At 68.8% G+C, this 20,152-nt stretch carries 20 protein-coding genes; 12 read left to right on the forward strand and 8 right to left on the reverse strand.

The features are described 5' to 3' along the window. The first annotated feature begins 31 nt into the window (after positions 1-31). Both AC5Y30_RS09295 and AC5Y30_RS09300 read left to right on the forward strand, forming a co-directional pair. Positions 32-709, forward strand: a complete 678-nt coding sequence (locus AC5Y30_RS09295; RefSeq protein WP_499917824.1) for a phosphatase PAP2 family protein — start codon at positions 32-34, stop codon at positions 707-709. Between the two features lie 99 nt (positions 710-808). Further along, positions 809-1,468, forward strand: a complete 660-nt coding sequence (locus tag AC5Y30_RS09300) for a L,D-transpeptidase family protein (RefSeq protein WP_499917825.1) — start codon at positions 809-811, stop codon at positions 1,466-1,468. Between the two features lie 4 nt (positions 1,469-1,472). Here the strand turns inward: AC5Y30_RS09300 and AC5Y30_RS09305 are convergent, their stop codons facing one another. Beyond that, on the reverse strand, positions 1,473-1,949 hold the full coding sequence (locus AC5Y30_RS09305; protein ID WP_499917826.1) for a nuclear transport factor 2 family protein: 477 nt from the start codon (positions 1,947-1,949) through the stop codon (positions 1,473-1,475). Between the two features lie 106 nt (positions 1,950-2,055). Then, complete coding sequence (locus AC5Y30_RS09310) at positions 2,056-2,700, reverse strand: TetR/AcrR family transcriptional regulator (RefSeq protein WP_499917827.1); 645 nt, start codon at positions 2,698-2,700, stop codon at positions 2,056-2,058. Between the two features lie 38 nt (positions 2,701-2,738). Between AC5Y30_RS09310 and AC5Y30_RS09315 the strand changes: the two genes are divergently transcribed. From AC5Y30_RS09315 to AC5Y30_RS09330, 4 genes are all read left to right on the forward strand, one after another. Beyond that, positions 2,739-3,992 carry a hypothetical protein gene (locus tag AC5Y30_RS09315; RefSeq protein WP_499917828.1) on the forward strand — a complete coding sequence of 418 codons (1,254 nt, stop codon included), beginning with the start codon at positions 2,739-2,741 and terminating at the stop codon, positions 3,990-3,992. A 153-nt stretch (positions 3,993-4,145) separates the two neighbouring features. Continuing rightward, on the forward strand, positions 4,146-6,101 hold the full coding sequence (locus AC5Y30_RS09320; RefSeq protein ID WP_499917829.1) for an Hsp70 family protein: 1,956 nt from the start codon (positions 4,146-4,148) through the stop codon (positions 6,099-6,101). Positions 6,102-6,233: 132 nt separating this feature from the next. Continuing rightward, positions 6,234-7,661 carry a DUF7159 family protein gene (locus tag AC5Y30_RS09325; protein WP_499917830.1) on the forward strand — a complete coding sequence of 476 codons (1,428 nt, stop codon included), beginning with the start codon at positions 6,234-6,236 and terminating at the stop codon, positions 7,659-7,661. Positions 7,662-7,728: 67 nt separating this feature from the next. Next, a complete protein-coding gene (locus tag AC5Y30_RS09330) occupies positions 7,729-8,136 on the forward strand; it encodes an Rv0313 family protein (RefSeq protein ID WP_499917831.1) in 408 nt (135 codons plus the stop codon). 13 nt (positions 8,137-8,149) lie between these two features. Here AC5Y30_RS09330 and AC5Y30_RS09335 read toward each other — a convergent pair whose 3' ends face one another. After that, entirely contained in the window at positions 8,150-8,818 is a 669-nt protein-coding gene (locus tag AC5Y30_RS09335; RefSeq protein ID WP_499917832.1) for a DUF3060 domain-containing protein, read from the reverse strand. A 57-nt stretch (positions 8,819-8,875) separates the two neighbouring features. Between AC5Y30_RS09335 and AC5Y30_RS09340 the strand changes: the two genes are divergently transcribed. After that, a complete protein-coding gene (locus AC5Y30_RS09340) occupies positions 8,876-9,895 on the forward strand; it encodes an NADP-dependent oxidoreductase (protein ID WP_499917833.1) in 1,020 nt (339 codons plus the stop codon). Here AC5Y30_RS09340 and AC5Y30_RS09345 read toward each other — a convergent pair. After that, positions 9,892-10,470, reverse strand: a complete 579-nt coding sequence (locus tag AC5Y30_RS09345) for a hypothetical protein (RefSeq protein ID WP_499917834.1) — start codon at positions 10,468-10,470, stop codon at positions 9,892-9,894. The two genes, AC5Y30_RS09340 and AC5Y30_RS09345, sit on opposite strands and share 4 nt — an antisense overlap. Before the next feature lie 308 nt (positions 10,471-10,778). On the opposite strand from AC5Y30_RS09345, the gene AC5Y30_RS09350 reads away from it, so the two are divergent. Beyond that, positions 10,779-11,606 (forward strand): glycoside hydrolase family 16 protein, encoded by an 828-nt coding sequence (locus AC5Y30_RS09350; protein WP_499917836.1) that lies wholly within the window; start codon positions 10,779-10,781, stop codon positions 11,604-11,606. On the opposite strand, the gene AC5Y30_RS09355 is transcribed toward AC5Y30_RS09350, so the two are convergent. Further along, complete coding sequence (locus AC5Y30_RS09355; protein ID WP_499918234.1) at positions 11,607-13,049, reverse strand: glycosyltransferase family 39 protein; 1,443 nt, start codon at positions 13,047-13,049, stop codon at positions 11,607-11,609. Positions 13,050-13,280: 231 nt separating this feature from the next. Between AC5Y30_RS09355 and AC5Y30_RS09360 the strand changes: the two genes are divergently transcribed. From AC5Y30_RS09360 to AC5Y30_RS09370, 3 genes are all read left to right on the forward strand, one after another. Beyond that, a complete protein-coding gene (locus AC5Y30_RS09360) occupies positions 13,281-13,586 on the forward strand; it encodes a hypothetical protein (RefSeq protein ID WP_067134226.1) in 306 nt (101 codons plus the stop codon). Between the two features lie 74 nt (positions 13,587-13,660). Beyond that, a complete protein-coding gene (locus tag AC5Y30_RS09365; RefSeq protein WP_499918235.1) occupies positions 13,661-14,314 on the forward strand; it encodes a GAP family protein in 654 nt (217 codons plus the stop codon). Between the two features lie 55 nt (positions 14,315-14,369). Further along, complete coding sequence (locus tag AC5Y30_RS09370; protein ID WP_499917837.1) at positions 14,370-15,041, forward strand: GAP family protein; 672 nt, start codon at positions 14,370-14,372, stop codon at positions 15,039-15,041. Here the strand turns inward: AC5Y30_RS09370 and AC5Y30_RS09375 are convergent. Then, positions 15,029-15,802 (reverse strand): hypothetical protein, encoded by a 774-nt coding sequence (locus AC5Y30_RS09375; RefSeq protein ID WP_499917838.1) that lies wholly within the window; start codon positions 15,800-15,802, stop codon positions 15,029-15,031. The two genes, AC5Y30_RS09370 and AC5Y30_RS09375, sit on opposite strands and share 13 nt — an antisense overlap. A 28-nt stretch (positions 15,803-15,830) precedes the next feature. Between AC5Y30_RS09375 and AC5Y30_RS09380 the strand changes: the two genes are divergently transcribed. Then, a complete protein-coding gene (locus tag AC5Y30_RS09380) occupies positions 15,831-17,330 on the forward strand; it encodes a bifunctional phosphatase PAP2/diacylglycerol kinase family protein (RefSeq protein ID WP_499917840.1) in 1,500 nt (499 codons plus the stop codon). Here AC5Y30_RS09380 and AC5Y30_RS09385 read toward each other — a convergent pair. After that, the gene (locus AC5Y30_RS09385) at positions 17,275-18,717 is read right to left on the reverse strand and encodes a xylulokinase (protein ID WP_499917841.1); all 1,443 of its coding nucleotides are present in this window, start codon (positions 18,715-18,717) and stop codon (positions 17,275-17,277) included. The genes AC5Y30_RS09380 and AC5Y30_RS09385 overlap by 56 nt on opposite strands. Further along, on the reverse strand, positions 18,714-20,117 hold the full coding sequence (locus AC5Y30_RS09390) for a mannitol dehydrogenase family protein (RefSeq protein ID WP_499917842.1): 1,404 nt from the start codon (positions 20,115-20,117) through the stop codon (positions 18,714-18,716). Before AC5Y30_RS09390 ends, AC5Y30_RS09385 begins: the two co-directional genes overlap by 4 nt. Positions 20,118-20,152: the final 35 nt, after the last annotated feature.

Genomic DNA, 20,152 nt, shown 5'->3' on the forward strand with positions numbered 1-20,152 from the left:
TCATCGACGGGACTGCTGGTATCGGTTGGTTATGACTCGCCCCAGGACGCCGGTGGCCCTGTGCTTCGCGGTGCTGGCTGCCGCCGTGTACGCGACGATGTGGGCGGGTTACTGCCGGCACTGGACCTGGCTGTACCGGATGGACTGGTCGGTGCTGAACGCGGCCCGCGGTGTCGCGCTCAAACATCCGCAGTGGCTGCGGTTTTGGGAAGGCGTGTCCTATGCATTGGGTCCGGTCCCGATGTCGGCGCTGGGCATCGCGATGACGGTGACCGCCCTGGTGATGCGCAATCTGCGGGCTGCGCTGGTGCTGGCTTTCGCGTGCGGGCCGCTCAACGAGTTCGCGACCGCGGCGGCCAAGGCCCTGGTCAACCGGCCCCGCCCGGCGACCATGTTGGTCGTCGCGCCCTCCACCTCCTTTCCGTCCGGGCATGCGCTGGAGGCGATGGCCGCGCTGCTCGCCGTGCTGTGCTTTTTCTTTCCGATGCTCAACCGGACGATCTGCGGCATCGCGGTCGCGGTGGTGACGGTGTCGCTGCTGGCGGTCGGCGTCTCGCGGGTGGCGCTGAACGTGCACTACCCGTCCGATGTGCTGGCCGGCTGGTCGCTGGGCTACCTGTATTTCCTGTTGTGTCTCTTGATTTTTCGGCCCTCGATCACGCTATCCGCCGGCCCGCGGCGCGCAACCGAAACCACCGCCACGCGCTAACTGCGCTGTGCCGGCGGCTATTTGGTCACGACGCGGTGACCTAACCGGAGCTAAAGCTTTACTTGACCCCGAAGATGTGCCCGTTCGACGATGGAGTGCATGCACCGACTGCTCGCTTCGCTGTGCGCCGCGGCGTGCGTGATCCTGGCGTCGCTGGGGCTGGCGCCGACCGGTGCGGCCGCGGGCGCTCCCTGGTTCGCGAACGCGGTCGGCAATGCGACCCAGGTGGTTTCGGTGGTGAGCACCGGCGGTTCCAACGCGAACATGGAGATCTTCCAGCGCACCGGCACCGGCTGGCAGTCGCTGCGATCCGGCATCCCCACCCACGTCGGTTCGGCGGGAATGGCCCCTCAGGCCAAGAGCGGTGTGCCGGCCACCCCGATGGGCGTGTACAGCCTCGACTCCGCGTTCGGCACCGCGCCGAATCCCGGCACCGGGTTGCCCTACACCCAGGTTTCCGGGCCGAACTACTGGTGGAGCGGCGACGACCACAGTCCAACGTTCAACTCCATGCAGGTCTGCCAGAAGGCGCAGTGCCCGTTCAACACCGGTGACAGCGAGAACCTGCAGATCCCGCAGTACAAACACGCCGTCGTGATGGGCGTCAACAAGAACAAGGCCCCGGGTGGCGGAGCCGCGTTCTTCTTCCACACCACCGACGGAAAGCCCACCGAGGGCTGCGTGGCGGTGGACGACGCTCAGCTGGTGTCGATCATGAAATGGCTGCGGCCCGGCGCCGTCATCGCCATCACCAAGTAGCTTCTCAGTCCGAGGCGATGGCGCGTCCGGGTTTGAGAGTAAAGTTCAGGCCCTCCAAAGACATTGTGGCGTCATAGGTTCGGTCGTAGCCGGTGCCGCTGATCTTCCAGCCCGCCTCGGTACGGCGGTAGGTGTCGCGGTAGAACGCGGCCCCGATCAACATGAAGTTGAAGTCGGCGACCATGACGCGGTCCTGCAGATACCAACTGCCCGTTGCGGTGTCGCCGTCGACGGTGATGTCGGGGTGGGTCACCCGGTGTTCGGTGATGACGTTCGCGGGCAGCGAGTTACGCATGTACTCCACCAGGTCGGCCCGGTTGGTGAAGTGCAGCTCGTTGCCGATCGACGGCCCGTAGTCGGCCTTGATGTCCTCGGCCAGGGTGTCGGTGAAGTCGTCCCAGTGCTTGGTGTCCAGCGCACGCAGATACCGGTATTTGACTTGCTTGATCGCTTCGATATCGGCGAGATCGTCGAGGGTCATCCCGTCATTGCAGCACACGGGAAATGCGAAGCTTGAGCCGGTCGGACGGGGTGGGCCGCCGAGACTTAAACCAGTGCGACTTCGCGCGGCGTGTCGCGTGCGTGGTTTACGTGTCGCGGTGTCCCGGGCCCTCGGAGAGGTGGCGGGTGACCATGTCGACGAGGGCGCGCCGTTCCAGGCTCCAATCGATCGCGGTGCCGGTGACCATCTGTGCCAGCACCACACCGCGCAGCGTGGCCCAAATGACCTCGGCCACACCGGCATGCGCCGGATCGGTGGTGATCAGTCGCCCCAGCTGGCCGACAGCAGCGTTCATGTCGAGCAGGTGGCGCCGCGACGACGGGTCCGGACCGCCGCGGGTCTCGCGCAGGATTTCGAAGGCGGCCATCGACGTCGGGCTGCTGTAACAGCTCCACGCGGTGTCGACGACGACCTCGATGCGCTTTCGCAGGGGCAGCTCGCTGACATCGGCCGACGACAGGCTGTCGACCAGCCGGGTCACCCCGTCGTCCACCACTGCCATCAGCAGGCCGTTGCGATCCCCGAAGTGGTACTGGATGACCCCCCACGTCACGCCCGCGCGTTCGGCCACGTGCTTGGCGGTGGCGGCAGAGAATCCCTCCTCGACGATGCAGCGCACCGTCTCATCGATGATCTTCGCCCGAGTGTCATCGCCGCGCTTGCGTGGCGCGGTGGTGCGCCGGGTGGGGCCGACCGGGCGTTCCGGCTTCTGGCCAGCGACGATGGACATTATTGACTTTATAACATAGTCGAGTCTATTTTTGGGGCGTGAGCAGCCCCTCGCGATACGCGCGATTGTCCCGCGACGAGCTCGTCGTCTTGGTTCCCGAACTGCTACTGATCGGGCAGCTGATCGACCGATCCGGGATGGCCTGGTGCATCTCCTCGTTCGGGCGCGACGAGATGGTCCAGATCGCCATCGAGGAGTGGGCGGGATCCAGCCCGATCTACACCCGGCGCATGCAGAAAGCCCTGAACTACGAGGGCGACGACGTGGTGACCATCTTCAAGGGCCTACAACTCGACATCGGTGCGCCACCGCAATTCATGGATTTCCGGTACACGGTCCACGACCGCTGGCACGGCGAATTCCACCTCGACCACTGCGGCGCACTGCTCGACGTCGAGCCGATGGGCGAGCAGTACGTGTTCGGCATGTGCCACACCATCGAGGACCCCACCTTCGACGCCACCGCGATCGCCACCAACCCGCGCGCCCAGGTGCGTCCCATCCATCGCCCGCCCCGGACGCCGGCGGACCGGCATCCGCACTGCGCGTGGACCGTCATCATCGACGAGTCCCATCCCGAAGCGCAAAGCATCCCGGCGCTCGACATCGTCAGCCGAACGCGCGCTGCGACATGGGAACTCGACGCCATCGACTCCTCGGACGACGGGCAGGCGGATTACTCCGGGCCGTTGCTGTCCGACTTCGACTTCGCCGCCTTCTCGCATTCGGCGCTGGTCCGGATGGCCGACGAAGTATGCCTGCAGATGCACCTGCTGTACTTGTCGTTCGCGATCGCGGTGCGGGCACGCGCCGCGAACGACGACGAAGCGGTCGGCGTGTGCACCCGCGGCCTGACCGGCATCGCGGGTGTGGCCGCCGAGCGCATTCACCGCGCACTGAAATCCCCCGCAAGCGGGAGGGGCCCCCATCCGGGCGGGATCGAAGGCGTGCTGCGCGTCCTCGAGCTGCACCCGCTGCTGAACCCTACTGACTACGTTGTCGCCGAGACGGATTCGAGCCGCCTGCACGTCCACCCGTCGCCGGCGCATGATGACCGATCCTGGATCTCGCTGTGCTCGCCGGAGTCGGTGCAGCCGCTCCAGGCGATCGCCACCGCGGTGGATCCGCACATCGCGGTTCGAGTTAGCGGAACGGCCACCGACTGGACGGCCGAACTGGTCGAAACCGACACTCCCACCGAGGAACTACCAGAGGTTTCCGTCGTCAGAGTCAGTGGGGGATCGACCTTCCAGTTCGAGCCGAGGCGTTCGCTGCCGCTGACGGTCTTGTAACGAAAGGCGTTTTGTCAAGGGGTTTTCGGTACCGCTTCGGTGACGCAAGGGCATCGAGCGGATACCAATGACATTGCGAAGCATCGGCTTTCCGCGTGTCCGCGGCTATCGTTGACGCTGGCCACCGACCCCTATAGACGAAGGTTTCGCTCTATGTACGACCCACTCGGGTTGTCGATCGGGACCACGAACCTGGTCGCTGCGCGTAATGGAAGCCCACCGGTTACCCGCCGGTCTGTGCTGACCCTTTACCCGCACTGTGCACCGAAAATCGGTGCGCCCGATGAGAACCCGTACCTAACCGAGCCTGGCGTACCGATGAAGGGCTTTATCGAGCGCATCGGTGATTCCGTTGCGCTGGTGTCACCCGACGGTTCGGCGCACGACCCGGAGCTGCTGACGGTGGAGGCGCTGGACGCGATGGTGCTCGCGGCCGGTGCGGATGCGGCGTGCTCGGAGATTTCCATCGCCGTTCCGGCGCATTGGAAGCCCGCGACGGTGCAGGCGTTGCGCGACGCGCTGCGAACCCATCTGGGCTTCGTGCGAAGCGGTATGGCGCCGCGGCTGGTTTCGGACGCGATCGCGTCGCTGACGGCGGTGAAGGCCGAGCTCGGCCTGCCCGACGAGGGCGTGGTGGGCCTGCTCGACTTCGGCGGCAGCGGCACGTCGGCCACGTTGGTCAATGTCGCGGGGGACTTCGAACTCGTCAGCGCCACCATGCGTTACGCCGCGTTGTCCGGTGACGAGATCGACCAGGAGTTGCAGCTGCGTGCGTTCGAGGAGTTGGGGCATGGCAGCGGCCTGGACCCGGCCAGCACCGCCGGCGTCGGGCAGCTCGTCGAACTCAGGGAACAATGCCGGGTGGGCAAGGAGCGGCTCTCGACCGACATGACCACCGAGATCACCGCGGTGCTGGGCGGGCGCAGCTGCAGTTTGACGTTGACGCAAGACGACCTCGAAGAGATGATTGCTGACCGGCTGACCGGCTTCATCTACGCCTTCGACGACATGCTGCTGCGCTACCGCACGAACTGGACGGACCTTGTCGCTGTGGTCACGGTCGGTGGCGGCGCACGCATTCCGTTTGTCACCGAACGACTTTCGGCCCACGGCCGGATGCCGATCCTGACGCCCTCGCAGCCCGCGCTGGCCGCGGCGAGCGGGGCGCTGATCCTGGCATCGCGCGGTGGCGAGCTGGATCTGCGCACGCGGACGTCGATAGGGCTGCTCGCCTCGGCCGACGCCGCCGGTGACGTCGTCGACCTCGGCGCCGGCGATTTGCTGGTGATCGATGATGAGGCGCTTACCGATCGCGAATTGGCTTGGTCGCAAACGGAATACCCCGGCGACCTGCGGATGCGGTTCGGTGGCGAAACCTACGACGAAGACGGACCGGCTGGCTGGTCGATGCGGCTCAACGTCATTGAGCCGCCCCGGGAACGCCGACCCTGGCTGCGTCTTCGGTTCTCCCAGTTGATCATCGGCATGTCGGCCGTGGTCGCCATGACGGCGATCGGTGGCGTGGCCTACACGCTGACCGGAATAGAGAACCGGCCGGCCCCGCCCTCGGTCGCGCCCCTGCCTGCGCCCCCGGCGAACTCGGTGGCGCCCCGGCCCGCCGCGCCGCCACCGCCCACCGCGGTGCCGCCGCCCCCACCGCCCAGCGCGCAACCCATCCCGAGCCCCCCGCCGCCACCGCCGGAACCGCCGCCGTCACCGCCGCCCCCGCCGCCTCCGGTGGTGGTCACCACCGCGCCGCCGGCGCCCGTCTACACCCCCCGGCATACGGCGCCGCCGACCACCGCGCCGCCGCAACCGACGGTCACCACGACGGTGCCGCCGCCACCGTCGGTGACCACCACGGCGCCGCCGCCACCGGTGGAAACCACCACACCCCCGCCCCCGCCGACCACTACCACCACCACGGTGCCGATGACCACGGAATGGATCCACGTTCCGCTGCTGCCGGTCCCGATCCCGGTGCCGGTTCCACAACAGCAGGCTCCTGCGACTCCGCAGTACCCGCAATATCCCCAGTACCCCCAGTACCCGCAGTACCCCCAGTACCCGGGGAGCGCGCAGAATCCGTACCTCGGGCCGGGTTATTAGCGTTATTCCTGCGTACGCACACCGCCTGCGCATTTAGCTGCACGCGCGTAACGTTTATGTCACCAAGTTCGGGCGGGGTTCCTCCCGTCATGCCCTCGCAGAGGGCGTTGAAAAGGGCTTTGGAGGCGCTACGTGGACATCGTGCTTGGGGTGTCGATGGCTCCCAGGACAGTCCGCCTGGTGGCGATCGAGGGCCAAAATGCTGACGGCGTGACCGTCGAACAAGAAGAGTTCGAGGTTGGGGCCGCTGGGAATTCGGTTAATTCGGCGGCCGGCGCTGTCGACCAGGTGATCGACGCGATCATCGGCAGCCGCGAAGGTGTGTTGGAGGGCGGCCACCGGCTGACCTCCACGGGGGTCACCTGGAGTGACCCCGCCGGCGTCGGCGCGCTGCGGGAGGCGATCGCCACCTGCGAACTGGGCGGCGTGATGCTGGTCGCACCGTTGCTCGCCGCGGCCGCGCTCGCACAGACCGTCGGTTACGCGCTGGGTTACGAACGCCTCGCGATGCTGTTCGTCGAGCCGGCCAACGCGACGCTGGCCGTGGTCGACGTCGCCGACGGTTCGATCGTCGATCTGCACCGGCGCCAGACCGGCGGCGACCACCCGGGAGGCCTGGCCGCCGAACTCGCGACGATGGTCGCCGGTCTGGACGCGCGGGGCTCTCGTGCCGACGGGGTGTTCCTGATCGGCTGCGGAACCGACATCGTGGCGCTGAAGCCCACGCTCGAGGCGGCCACCCCGCTTCCGGTCACCGCGCCCGAGGAGCCCGACATGGCACTGGCCCGCGGTGCGGCCCTGGCCTCGGCGAACGCACCGCTGTTCGCATCGTCGACGGCGGCCCTGGCCTACGCACTGGATCCGAGCACCGGAGAGCTGAGTCTCCCCGCGCTCGGCCCGAGCTACCTGGACGTCTGGGGCAACGCCGACGTCGGCACCGGCGCGCGGGCCTACAGCGCGGTCGCGGACGAGGACGACACTCCGCCGCGCCGCCCTCGGTCGATGCTGCTCGCCGGCAGCGCCCTGGTCGGCATCGTCGCCGCGATAGGCGGCGTGGTGCTGGTGACGTTGACCTCGGATCGTCCGGCCGACCGTCACACTTCGGGCGTCAGCGTGGCCACCCCCGGCGTCCAGCTGCCCGCGCCTCCGCCGAAGAACCCGCCGAGCAACCCCCCGCAGGCGCAGCTGCCCGCCCCGAGCCCGGCGCCCCCGCCGCCCGCGCCCAGCCCAACCGAGGTGGCCGCCCCGGCACCCGCACCGTCGCCGGTGCAGCAGTCCGCGCCGCAGGCCCCGGTCACTCAGCCGCCCGCGGCCCCGGTCTACCGCGCCCCGCCCCGGCAGGCACCGCAGTACGTGCCGCCGCCCGTCCGGCAGGCGCCCCCACCGGTCCAGGAGGCTGCGCCCCCGCCGGCCGCGGCGCCCGAGCCCCCGCCTGCCGCACCGCCCCCGCCGCCCGCGGCGCCGCCGCGGCCCCAGCAGCCACCGGTGACGATGTATCTGCATTTCCCGTTCGTCACGGTGCCTATCCCGATCAATCCCCCGCCGCCGCCCGGCCCGTAACCACGTGGCGAACGGCCTCGACTGAGCGCACACTGGCAGTTACGACATCGAGCGCCAAGGAGGTCGCGTGGGCGAGCACAGTGGATTCGGATTCGACCCCGAAGAGTTCGACCGAATGATCCGGGAGGGCAGCGAGGGGCTGCGCGACGTATTCGAGCGGGTCGGCAAGTTCGTGGCCGGGCCCGGTGTCCGGACGGGGTGGTCCGCCGTTTTCGACGACCTGTCGCGGCGTCCGCGCAGCGCCCCCGAAACCGCGGGCGAGGCCGGTGAGGGCGTGTGGGCCATCTACACGGTGGACGCCGACGGCGGCGCGCGCGTCGAACAGGTCTATGCGACCGAACTCGACGCACTGCGGGCGAACAAGGACAACGTCGACCCCAAACGCAAGGTGCGTTTCCTGCCCTACGGCATTGCGGTCAGCGTCCTCGACGACGACCAAGACGACACCGAAGACGACGCCGAAGAGCCCGCGTAACAATCGTTTTCGCTCAGCCCTGCTGCACCACGTTGGAGCCGCCGGAGTTGCTGATCTTCGGCCCGCCCGAGTGGTAGGTGACCTTGTTGTTGAAGCCGGAGGCGTCGATGGCCTCGACGGCCTCGACCGTGACCGAATTCTGCACGCCCGACACCGACAGACTGGTGCAGTGGCCGGTGATCGTCACCGTGTTGGAAACTCCGCTGACGTTGACGATGTTGTCGTTGCAGGCGATGGTCCGATTCTCGTTGATGCCGGCGACGCTGAGTTCGGTGCCCGGCGGGGCGGTGGTCGACGTCGACGACGAAGGTGATTTCCTCTGTGATGGAACGGGATTCGTCGAAACGCTCGGCGGGAGCAACGTGGTGGACATGGTCGGCGGCGAGCCGATGATCGACCTCACGCCGGAAACTTGGTGTGCGGCAAAGGCGGCGATGCCCCCCGCCAGGGCCAACACGCCGACGACGACGACCGTGCCGAGAATCCACCAGACGCGGTTACTCGACGGGCGTTGCTGGAATGGCTCGGGGAGCGGGCCGCCGTAATTCCACGAGGCCGGCGGGGGTGGGGCGCCCGGCTGCCCGGCGGGCTGCGAGCTGCCCTGCTCGGACGCCCGCGCCGTCTCGGCGAGCGGGCGCTCGAGTTCCCGGATTCGGTCCTCCGGGTCTTCGTTTGCTGCCATGGGATGAATATGCCATTCGCTTCTGGCTTTCCGGGCCGTTCGGTAGTTTTTACGATCGTGCCCGATTTGCCGAATCGCCAGGTCCTCCTTCGTCGCCGTCCGTCCGGGCTTGTCCAACCGGATGACACCGAAATGGTCACCACGCCCGCGCCCGAACCCGCCGAGGGCGAGGCGCTGCTGCGCACCACCTACGTCGGCATCGACGCCGCCGCCCGCACCTGGCTCGACGACCAGCCCAGCTACCTTCCGCCGGTCCAGCTGGGTGAGGTGATCCGGGCGGCCGGCATCGGCGAGGTGGTGGCGTCGCGATGCGACGCCTACGCGGTCGGCGACGTCGTCACCACGCTGACCGGTTTCCAGGAGTACGTGATCATCCGCGACGACCTGTTCAGCACGCCGATCCCGGGCGAGGACGACCAGCTGGCGATCATGTCGGTCTACGGGCCGACCGGCGCCACCGCCTATTTCGGGATGACCGACATCGGCCGGCCGCAGCCGGGGGAGACGGTGGTGGTGTCGGCGGCCGCGGGCGCCACCGGATCGGTCGCGGGGCAGATCGCCAAGATCGCCGGCGCCCGCGTGGTGGGCATCGCGGGCGGGCCGGAGAAATGTCGGGCGGTGGTCGAGGACTTCGGGTTCGACGCGTGCATCGACTACAAGAACGACGACGTCGCAGCGGCGCTGAAAAAGCATTGCCCGCAACGCGTCGACGTCTACTTCGACAACGTGGGCGGTCCCATCCTCAACGCCGTGCTGGGCCGCCTGGCCGCCCGGGCGCGCGTCGTGCTGTGCGGCGTCATCTCCAGCTATCTGACCGGCGATCACCCCGGGCCTGCCAACTACGTGAACCTGCTGTCGAAGACCGCCCTGATGCAGGGGTTCAACGCGCTCGATCAGTGGGGCCGCTTCGACGAGGCGTTCGCCGCGCTACGCCAGTGGGCGGCCGAAGGCCGACTTCACCACCGGCAGACCATCTTTGAGGGCATCGAGTCCTGTGTCGATGCCCTCAACGGCTTGTTCACCGGCGTCAACGTCGGCAAGACCCTGGTCAGGCTGAGCGAACCCAGTCGCCGCTAGGCGGCGCCGAGCGCCCGGTGCAGCGCCTTGCGCGCATCGGTCAGCGCCTCGAGCACCTTGGTTCGCGCCTCGGCGAGCTGCTGCTTCTGCTCGTCGGTGCCCGTCCATGCGATGGTGCGGGCCAGTCCGGCGATCTCGAAGAATTCCTTGCGGATCTTCACCACGTCACCGAACTTGGCCGCACGGCTCAAGAAGGCGTGGGCGGTCTCGCTGCTGATTCCGCGCCATGCCAACACGTTTCGGCCGAGTTCGGTCAGCGTCGCCACGCCGCCGTCGACGGTGACCACGCCGCGCCCGGCGAGGATGCCGATCGCAAGCTCGGCCACGTCCTGCGGAGGCGTGAACGCGCCGCCGGTCGCGTCGGACACCCGTTGCACCACTTGCGCGGCGTCGGCCGGCCCGTCCAGCAGCAATGCCGCGGTGACGAACGCCGCGCGCTTGAGGCCGTGGCGACCCTTCTTGCCGAAGTGGGCGAAGCCGGGACCGCCGGCGCCCGGGCCGCCGAATCCCGGAGCGCCAAAGCCCGGACCGTCGAAACCGGGACCACCGAAATTACCGAAGAATCCATGAGACATGGCTGTTTCCTTTCTCAAACCATCAACCTCCTTGATACCAGCGGCGGCGCATATGTCAACTAAGTTGATGGTTGAGTCGCGAAATCCCTAGAAGTGGCCCACTCGGCTGCTATCGTCGCTTGTTTATGCCAGGGGGATCGCGGCAGCGGCTCGTGAGCGGGAACGCCGCGCGCGGATCGGGTGCGCGCGGACCCCGACCGCGGCATGCATGCCACCCCACCGCGTGGTTTCATAACACCGTTTGCGAGAGTTGCCTGGGGAGAGTCCGCCGAGCTTGACGAGCCGGCTTCGAACGATTGGTGGATTAGATGGATCGTCGCAGCATGATGTTGATGTCGGGCCTCGGCATGCTCGGGGCTGCGATGCGCTTGCCGGGCGCGTGGGCGGCCCCGTCGGGCCCGCCGGTGCCGGCCGCGCCGGCGGCCGGAGGCGGCGGCTACATCTTCGCCGACGAGTTCGACGGCCCCGCGGGTTCGGCTCCCGACCCGGGCAAATGGACCATTCAGACCTGGCAGGACGACGTGTTCCCGCCGGTCGCGGGGATATACCGCGACGACCGCCGAAATGTGTTCCAAGACGGGAACTCCAACCTCGTTTTGCGCGCCACCCAGGAAGGGGACACCTACTACGGCGCCAAACTGCGGGGCAACTTCCGCAGCATGATCAACCAGACTTGGGAAGCTCGGATAAAGCTGAACTGCTTGGAGCCGGGCCTGTGGTCCGCGTTCTGGGGCGTCAACGAGGATCCGCTGCCCGACGGCGAGGTTGACCTCTTCGAGTGGTACGGCAACGGCTCGTGGCCTCCGGGGACGACCGTGCACGCCGCGTCGAACGGCAAGACCTGGGAGGGCAAGTCGATCCCCGGGATGGTCGACGGCAACTGGCACACCTGGCGCATGCATTGGGGCGAAGAAGGATTTCAATTCGCCCGAGACGGGGCACAGTACTTCAGCGTTCCGAACAAACCCATCCATGTTCACGGCGGCGCCCCCGACGACTTCCGGTGGCCGTTCAACAACCCCGGCTATTGGATGACACCCATGTTCACCCTGGCGGTCGGCGGCGTCGGCGCCGGCGATCCCGCGGCGGCGACCTACCCGGCGGACATGCTCGTCGACTGGATCCACATCTGGTGACTATCGCTGGGCTTCGAGCACCTGGACCAGGTTGAACTGCCAGCGCTCCACCAGCCGGAAGCCCAGGTCGTGCGGCACCGCGAAGGCGGTGCTCGCCCAATAGACCGGGCCTGGCGGCAGCGCCGGGCCCTGCTCGTGCGGCGGCTGGGACGGGTCGGCCTGGGTGATGATCCAGACGACGCCGCACTGGCTCAGCGGCGTGGTCACCACCTCGGGGATGAGATTGGTGTCGAACACGTCGTTGCGGTCGGTCGCCTTCTGCCACAGCGTGAGATCGATCAGCTTGCGATAGGCCTCCGGGCGCGCCGCCAGCAGCGGGCGCATGGGCGCCGGCATGAACGTCACCGTGTCGTTCACCAGTAGACAATCGCCCGGTGCCGCCTTCGCGCTGATCAGGTCGGCGACCTGGCTGTAGTCCATGCCGTATTTGGCGTACGGGTTGCGTTGCACGCGAACATAATTCGGAGCGGCGGCCACCGCGAAAAGGCCGATGACCGCCGTTGTCACCCATGGTTTGGCGGCCACCGCGCCACTGCAGACGCCGAGGATCAACGCCAATGCGGGGGCGGTGAAGCACAAGTAGCGCGGCGTGTAGATCGGGTGAACCAGCGCCGAATACGTGACGATCGCGGCCGTCGGCGCCGCAAGCCACCCCGCCGCGAGCACCAGCAGTTGGCGCTGCGGGCCCGCCGGGCGAGCGGACCCGCTGAGCCACAACACGATTGCCGCGCCGATCAGCAGCGCCGACAGCACTGCGAACGGCGGACACCGCTCGAAGTACTGCTGCATCAGCACGTCTTCGACGGTGCGGTGACCGATGGGTGCCACCCAACTGATCTGGTGTGCCTGGCCGGCCACCGCCGTCAGGAACGGCAGCAGTGCGGCCACTGCTGCGGCCGAGGCGATCGCGAAGCCCAGCAACGTCATTCGGCGTCGGTGGAAGATGCACACGAACACGACATAGGCCGCCAGCAACAGCGCGAGGTACGCGTCGAGCAGGATCGAGAAACCCAGAGCGACGGCATACGACAGCCACAGCCACGCGTTGTCGCGGCGCGCGGCGTGAACCAGCAGGACGGTCAGCCACACCGCGGCCATCATCGACAGCGCGTAAGGGCGGGCCTCGATGCCCGCCCACGTGGTCCGCGGCAGGATCGCACAGAACGCACCGGAGGCCACCGCGACGCTGCGGGAGGAGAACTGTTTCCCCAACACCACGACGCCGGCGGCCGCGCCGCCCGCCGCCAGCGCGCTGGGCGCGCGCGACCAGAACTCGGTGGGCGGAAAGACCTGGAACCAGCCGTGCATGAGGACGTAATACAGACCGTGGACGGCGTCGACATTGGCCAGCATGTGCCACAGCTGGCCCAGCGACCGGCTGTAGGCGGCCGAGATGGTCGCGGCCTCGTCGTACCAGAACGAGGGCCGGGCGGCGCCGGCCATGCTCACCGCGGCGGCCACGATCGCGATCACCAGCGGGTCCAGCGCGGCCGGCGCCGCCCACCGGCGACCGTCCGGCGCGCCGCGGCGACCGCCTGACGCCTCGGTGGTTGCGATGCTCACCGAACCGCCCTGGACGTCGCGGTTTGGCTGAACACACCGCTATGTTGCCAGAAGCCAACTGCCCCGATCAGGGGGCTCAACGATGCGCCTGTTCGAACGTATGATCGATCAATGGGTCCGCTCGCGTCGATCGGGTACAACGGCCAACCGGTCCGCAGCCCGTTTCGGGTGGTCCGTCCCGCGATCGCGGTTCTGGTCGACCTGACCGTCCTCTTCCCGCGCGAGCCGCACCGCTCGGGGCGGTATCAGCCCAACGGTCTGCAGCTGCACAAGGTCGTCGAGGGGTGGCTGAGCTGCTGGGCCCTGTGCGAGCAGGGCGACTGGTGGGGCCTGGTGACCTATCCCGTCGCGTACGGATCCAAGCGCAGAACCGTGACGCACTGGGTGCCCGCGTGGACGCTGCGCCGCAAAGGCTGACCGGTGCGGTCAACCGCTGCGTGAGCGTCACGCCAATGCGATGATTGCTGCCCGTGGAGGCAAGTTGGGCCGCGGTGCTGGGCAAAGTCGTCGCGCTGGCGGCGGTCATCGCGCTGTCACCGATCACGGTCATTCCCGCGGTGCTGGTGCTGCATGCGCCGCGCCCACGCCCGGCCGGCCTCGCCTTCCTGGGCGGCTGGCTGCTGGGGTTGGCAGCTCTCACCGCGGCGTTCGTCAGCGGCTCGGAGCTGCTCAGCGGCTTCCACGCGACCCCACCGAAATGGGCGGCCTGGGTGCGGCTCGCGTTCGGCGTGGCGCTGCTCGCCCTGGCCGCCTACCACTGGTTCATCAGGCATCGCCAGCGCAACATGCCACGCTGGATGCGTTCGTTCTCCACGCTCTCGCCGGTACGCGCCGCAGTGATGGGCGCCGTGCTGGCGCCGGTGCGCCCAGAGGTGCTGATCCTGTGCGCGGCCGCCGGCCTGGCCGTCGGCAACAGCAGCCTGAGCGCCGGCGCCCAGGTGATCGCCGCCGCGATCTTCGTCGTGCTCGCCGCGTCGACGGTCGCCATCCCGATACTGGCTTACGTCGGCGCCGGTGACCGCCTCGACGACGCCCTGGAACGTCTCAAAGCCTGGATGGAGGCCAACCACGACGCGATGATGGCCGTCATCCTGTTCCTGATCGGGTTGATCGTGCTCTACAACGGGATTCGCACGCTGGCCTGACCCGGTTCGGCGCGTTCGACGTCGCATCGCCCGCGGCGATGGCAGGATGCCGCCCATGGCAGGAAGCTGGGGGACGGTGCTGACCGGCCTCGTTCCGCTCGGACTGGTCATCTCGCTCTCACCGCTCACTGTCATTCCGGCGGTGCTGGTGCTGCAGGCGCCGCGGCCGCGGCCGAGCAGCCTTGCGTTCCTGGGCGGCTGGCTGCTCAGCCTGTCCGCGCTGACGGCGCTGTCTGTCGCGGCCTCCGGCCTGCTGGGCGGCCTGGACAAGGCGCCTCCGCGGTGGTCATCGTGGCTGCGCGTGGTGCTGGGGTCGGCGCTGATCGTCTACGGCATCTACCGATGGCTCAACCGGCACGGCCAGGCCGAATCCCCGGCCTGGATGCGCTCGTTCGCCAGCATCACCCCGGCCCGCGCCGGGATCATCGGCGCGGTGCTGGCCGTGGTGCGCCCGGATGTGGCGCTCATCTGCGTCCCGGCGGGATTGGGCATCGGCACCAGCGGACTGGGCCTCGCCGGCGACTGGGCGGCCGCGGCCTTCTTCGTGGCCATCGCCGCCTCCAGCGTCGCGATCCCGATATTGGCGTACGTGGCGGCCGGTAGCCGCCTCGACGACACGCTGGCGCGGCTCGAGGACTGGATGGACCGCAACAACGGCGCCCTGCTCGCGGCCGTCTTCGTGGTGATCGGCGCGATGGTGCTCTACCACGGGATTCACGCCCTGTAGCCACCGTCGGACAGGCCGGCGTCCTCTTCGAACCTGTTCACCGCGCCAGACACCAACTCGCGGAACAACTCCCGGCCGTAGCCGGCGAGCATGCCCAGGTAGCCCCGGTCGGCCCATTGCGCGGCGTGCCGCTCTTCGTGATGCAACACCCGGTCCAGGTCGAGGCGGCTCACGCGGGGCGTGCGGCTGCCGTCGAGATACCAGGCGTGCCCGGATGAGACGACTTGGCGGAGCTGCCCGCCGGGGTCGGCGGGCTTGCCCGTGTTCATCATGAAGATGTCACCCCAGGTAGTGCCGCCGCGCTGGCTGAACAACCGTTGGATCCAGTTGCCGCCCAAGCCCATCAGCATGCCGTTGGGGGTGGCGACCAGCCGTCCGCCGTTGCGGTGCACGAAGGGCACGTCGCGACGGTAGCTCCAGCGATTTGCGTTCTGCCGGAACATGATTCGCGCCACCTCGGCGGCGCTGTAAGGGGTGGAAGGAAAGTCGGTCGGCCGCCCGCCCGGCTTACCGTAGCCGGTATCCGCGTTGAGGATGTAGGTCATCAGCGCGGCGTCGCGGGCGCGGGCGCCGTCGGCGTAGGCCGGGATGAGGAAGAACGACTTGCCGTGCGGGTCCTCGAGCTGGGCCATGCCCTCGAGCACTCCGAAGCGTGCGGCCGTGACGCCGTGCCGGCGGGCGATCTCGGCGACGACGTGCGCGTCCACGCCGCGGCGTTCGGCGTTGTCGCGCCACCTCATGCAATAGCCCTGTGCGTCCATGTCTCCGGACCAATTTAGGGTGTAGCGAATGAACAGGGGGCCCCGCCAACGCGGACGCGGCATCAAACAGATCACCCGGGGACTGGGCACGCTGGACCGCGAACTGTTCGATGCCATCGCCGAAACGGACACCCCGCTGCTGGACAGGGTCATGCCGCCGCTGACCCGCGCGGCGGACCATTCCAAGCTCTGGGTCGGCATCGGTGCGGCGCTGCTCGCCACGGGCAGGCAAAGCGCGCAGCGGGGCGCGACCCGCGGCTTGGTGACGCTGGCCGTAACCAGCCTGGTCACCAACCAGGTCGCGAAGCGGATCCGCCGGCGGCCGCGCCCCGGGTATGACTTGGTGCCGCTGATCAGGCAGGTCCGCCGGCGCCCGACGTCGAATTCCCTGCCGTCCGGACACTCCGCCAGCGCCGCCGCGTTCGCCGTCGGGGTGGGGCTGGAGAACGCGCCGCTGGGTTTCGGGCTGGCGCTGCTGGCCGGGCTGGTGGGCCTGTCGCGGGTGGCGACCGGCGCACACTACCCCGGCGACGTCATCGCGGGATTCGGCATCGGCTCGGGCTTGGCCGTGCTGGGTGGGCGGCTCGTCCCGCCGATCACCGAAACCGCCCGGCCGCGAACCGAACCGCTCCGCGTCGCCGCGCCGCAGCGGCCCGACGGCGCCGGGGTGATCCTGGTCATCAACCCGGAGTCGGGCAGCGGCACCGGCGCCCGCGTCGTCGAGGAAGTGCGCGCCGAGCTGCCCAAGGTCGACATCCGCGAACTGGGCCCCGACGACGACCCGGTGCAGGTTCTGCGGGGCGCGGCCGAACAAGCCGAGGTGCTGGCCGTGGGCGGCGGTGACGGCACCGTCGCGGCCGCCGCCGGGGTGGCCATCGACGCGGGACTTCCGCTGGCGGTCTTTCCCGCCGGGACGTTCAACCACTTCGCCAAGGACATCGGCTGTGACACCGTGGCCAAGACGGTCGACGCCATCCGGCGCGGCCACGTCGCGTGCGTGGACCTGGTGTGCCTCAACGAAACTCAGATGGTCCTCAACACCGCCAGCATCGGCGCGTACCCGGCCTTCGTGCGGCGCCGCGAGAAACTCGAGAAACGCATCGGCAAGCCGCTGGCCGGGCTCTACGCGATGCTGCGCACGCTGCGCGCGGACCAGCCCGTGCGTATCCGCTACGACAACAAGACCCTGCTGACATCGCTGTTCTTCCTGGGCAATTCGCTGTACCTGCCGAACGGGTTCGCGCCGGCGCGGCGGACCCGGATGGACGACGGCCTGATCGACGTCCGCATCCTCGAGGCCGGCCGGCGCTGGGCGAGGACCAGGATCCTGACCGCGCTCGTCCTGGGGCGCCTGCAGCGCAGCCCGCTCTATCACGAGTTGCAGGTGCCGGAATTCAGCTTCAGTGCCGTCGACGGTCCCACGGTCGTCGCGTGCGACGGCGAGGTCGGCGACAAGTACGACAAGGCCAGCTTCAGCGCGAAGTACCGAATCCTTCCGGTGTTTCGTCCGCTTCGCGACGACCGGTGACTCCCTCGGTGAGGTCGCGCACCCGCGCGTAATGCGCCAGCACCTCGGGCGCGGGCTCCGCGGTGTATTCGTCGGTGGGCGGCGGATGCCACGCCGGCGGACGGTCCGAGCCGCTCAACGCCCACGCCGCCTGCCGCGCCGCGCCCAGCGCGACGTACTGCGCCGGCGCGGGTGCCAGCACCGGCATGCCGAACACCGTGGGGGCGATCTCGCGTAGCGCCCGGGACTGGGCGCCGCCGCCGACCAGCAGGATCCGCCGCGCGGCGACACCGTGCGCGGCCAGATGCGCCACCCCGTCGGCGAGCGAGCACAGCAGTCCCTCCACCGCGGCCCGGGCCAGATTGGCCGGAGTCGCATTCGCGACGCGTAGACCATGCACCGCTCCAGTTGCGTTGGGCCGGTTAGGCGTTCGCTCGCCTTCCAGGTACGGAATCAGCACCAGCCCGGCGCTGCCGGGAGGCGCCGACAGCGCGAGCCCGGACAGCTCGTCCTGCCCGACTCGCAGCATCGTGGCCGCGGCCTGAAGCACCCGCGCGCCGTTGAGGGTGCACACCAGCGGGAGATAGCGCCCGGTGCCGTCGGCGAATCCGGCGACGAATCCCGCGTCGTCGCGCACCGGATCCGCGGTCACGGCGGCCGCCACCCCCGAGGTCCCGATGGAGACGACCACGTCGCCCTCCTCGGCGCGCAGGCCGAGCGCCGCGGCGGCGTTGTCACCGAGTCCCGCTCCGAATGTGCTTGCGCCGCCTTCGGTTCGGTCCGACGGACCGAGCACGGTCGGCAGCTGGGGCCGACGGCCGCGCAGCGCCAGTTCCAGCAGATCGAAGCGGTAAGCGCCCGTTGCGGCGTCGTAGTAGCCGGTGCCGCTGGCGTCGCTGCGGTCGGTGGTCAGGGTCGTGATGTCGGATTCGCCGCGCAGGCGCCACGTCAGCCAGTCGTGCGGCAGGCAGACCGCCGCGGTGCGGTCGGCGTGCTGCGGCTCCCGGTCGGCCAGCCAGCGCAGTTTCGCCACAGTGATCGCGGCCAGCGGCACGACGCCGACGGCCCGGGCCCAGGCATGCGCGCCACCGAGCTCGCCGACGAGTGCGTGTGCGGCGCCGGCCGATCGCACGTCGTTCCACAGCAGCGCGGGACGCACCACCCGCCCGGCGCGGTCCAGACACACCATGCCGTGCTGCTGCGCACCGACGGCGACCGCCTCGACACCATCCAGGCCGCCCGCGTCGTCGATGGCCTTACGGGCGGCGATTTCCCATGCGTCCGGGTCGATTTCGGTGCCGTTCGGGTGATCGGCGTGTCCCTCGCGCACCACCCGGCCGGTGGCGCCGTCGCACACCAGCACTTTGCAGGACTGTGTCGACGAGTCGATGCCGGCGACCAGCGTCATGATCCGCCGGCACCGATCAGCGCCCGCAGCGTTGCGCGGGCGCCGTTGCGGTGCAGCGAGTCCAGCGCCCACAGGTAGGACTCGCGGAAGCGTTCGTGGTCGACGAGATCACCGAATACCGAACGGTTGGCCAGGAACGCGACGGGGTTGTCGCGCTGCGAGCGGGCGATCGGAACAAGGGACTCGGCGAGCCGGTCCACCACCTCGATTGGTTGGCCCTGCTCGTCGACGCCCTCGGCGTAGCGCGCCCAGCTCGCGACGATCGCCGCGGAAAGCCGCACCGCGCCGCCGGTGCGCAGATTGTCACGCACCACGGGTAGCAACCACTTCGGGATGCGATCCGAGGATTCGGCGCACAATCTGGCCACGGTGTCGCGGATGTAGGCGTTGGCGAAGCGCGGCAGGAGTCCGGCTTTGAACTCGTCCAGCCCCGGGATGCGCTGCAGCGTCGGCATGGCCTCCGAATTCATATAGCGGGCAAGGAACTCGGCGATCAGCGGATCCTGGGCGGCGTCGTGCACCAGCCGGTATCCGGCGAGGTACGCGAAATAGCACAGGCCCTGATGGGAGGCGTTGAGCAGCCGCAACTTCATGGCCTCATACGGCGCCACGTCGTCGACGAGTTGTACCCCTGCTTGATCCAACGGCGGCCGGCCGGCGGCGAAATCGTCTTCGACCACCCACATGGCGAAGGGTTCGGCGATGACGGGCCAGGCATCGGCCACACCGAACTCGGAGTCCAGCCGCTCGACCACGTCGGGCGTGGTCACCGGTGTGATCCGGTCGACCATCGAGTTGGGGAAGGTGGTCTTCTCGCGCATCCATTGCGCGAGTTCGGGGTTGATGTGTTCGGCGTACGACGTGAAGACGCGCCGCGCCATGTCGCCGTTCCCGGCGATGTTGTCGCAGGAGACGATCGTGGGGGAGGGCAGGTCGCGCTCGCGCCGCCGATCGCACGCCTCGGCGACCAACTCGAACACCGCGCTCAGCGGTGGCTGATAGCCGCCCTCGGTGATGGTGAGCGAGATGATCCGGGTGGCCGGATCGGCGAGCAGATCGACCACCGAGCCGGGATCGTCAGGCGCATAACGGTAGTCGACGATGGAGCCGATGACCCGCGGTTCCCGCGTGCCATCGGGGTGTTCGAGGATCAGCGTGTACAGATGGTCCTGGCCGCGCAGCGCGTCGCGCATGCGCCGATCACCCGGCAGCACGCCGATTCCGCAGATCCCGAAGTCCTGGGCCAACCCGTCGCTGAGCAACCGGTCGATGTACATGGCTTGGTGGGAACGGTGAAAACCGCCGACGCCGAAATGCGCTATGCCGACGCCGATTTGACTGCGGTCATACGTCGGGACCGGGATCTTGAGACCGGTCACGTTCGCTGCGTTGAGCTTCACGCGAGGTCACCCTAGCGCGGACCGCCGCGCGTGGG

The sequence above is a fragment of the Mycobacterium sp. NGS27 genome (genome assembly GCF_059813005.1).

Excerpts from the sequence above, each read along its gene's own strand:
- AC5Y30_RS09295 (WP_499917824.1), top strand. The coding sequence starts at position 32 with ATGACTCGCCCCAGGACGCCGGTGGCCCTGTGCTTCGCGGTGCTGGCT.
- AC5Y30_RS09300 (WP_499917825.1), top strand. The coding sequence starts at position 809 with ATGCACCGACTGCTCGCTTCGCTGTGCGCCGCGGCGTGCGTGATCCTG.
- AC5Y30_RS09305 (WP_499917826.1), bottom strand. The coding sequence starts at position 1,949 with ATGACCCTCGACGATCTCGCCGATATCGAAGCGATCAAGCAAGTCAAA.
- AC5Y30_RS09310 (WP_499917827.1), bottom strand. The coding sequence starts at position 2,700 with ATGTCCATCGTCGCTGGCCAGAAGCCGGAACGCCCGGTCGGCCCCACC.
- AC5Y30_RS09320 (WP_499917829.1), top strand. The coding sequence starts at position 4,146 with ATGTACGACCCACTCGGGTTGTCGATCGGGACCACGAACCTGGTCGCT.
- AC5Y30_RS09335 (WP_499917832.1), bottom strand. The coding sequence starts at position 8,818 with ATGGCAGCAAACGAAGACCCGGAGGACCGAATCCGGGAACTCGAGCGC.
- AC5Y30_RS09345 (WP_499917834.1), bottom strand. The coding sequence starts at position 10,470 with ATGTCTCATGGATTCTTCGGTAATTTCGGTGGTCCCGGTTTCGACGGT.
- AC5Y30_RS09350 (WP_499917836.1), top strand. The coding sequence starts at position 10,779 with ATGGATCGTCGCAGCATGATGTTGATGTCGGGCCTCGGCATGCTCGGG.
- AC5Y30_RS09355 (WP_499918234.1), bottom strand. The coding sequence starts at position 13,049 with ATGGCCGGCGCCGCCCGGCCCTCGTTCTGGTACGACGAGGCCGCGACC.
- AC5Y30_RS09360 (WP_067134226.1), top strand. The coding sequence starts at position 13,281 with ATGGGTCCGCTCGCGTCGATCGGGTACAACGGCCAACCGGTCCGCAGC.
- AC5Y30_RS09370 (WP_499917837.1), top strand. The coding sequence starts at position 14,370 with ATGGCAGGAAGCTGGGGGACGGTGCTGACCGGCCTCGTTCCGCTCGGA.
- AC5Y30_RS09375 (WP_499917838.1), bottom strand. The coding sequence starts at position 15,802 with ATGGACGCACAGGGCTATTGCATGAGGTGGCGCGACAACGCCGAACGC.
- AC5Y30_RS09380 (WP_499917840.1), top strand. The coding sequence starts at position 15,831 with ATGAACAGGGGGCCCCGCCAACGCGGACGCGGCATCAAACAGATCACC.
- AC5Y30_RS09385 (WP_499917841.1), bottom strand. The coding sequence starts at position 18,717 with ATGACGCTGGTCGCCGGCATCGACTCGTCGACACAGTCCTGCAAAGTG.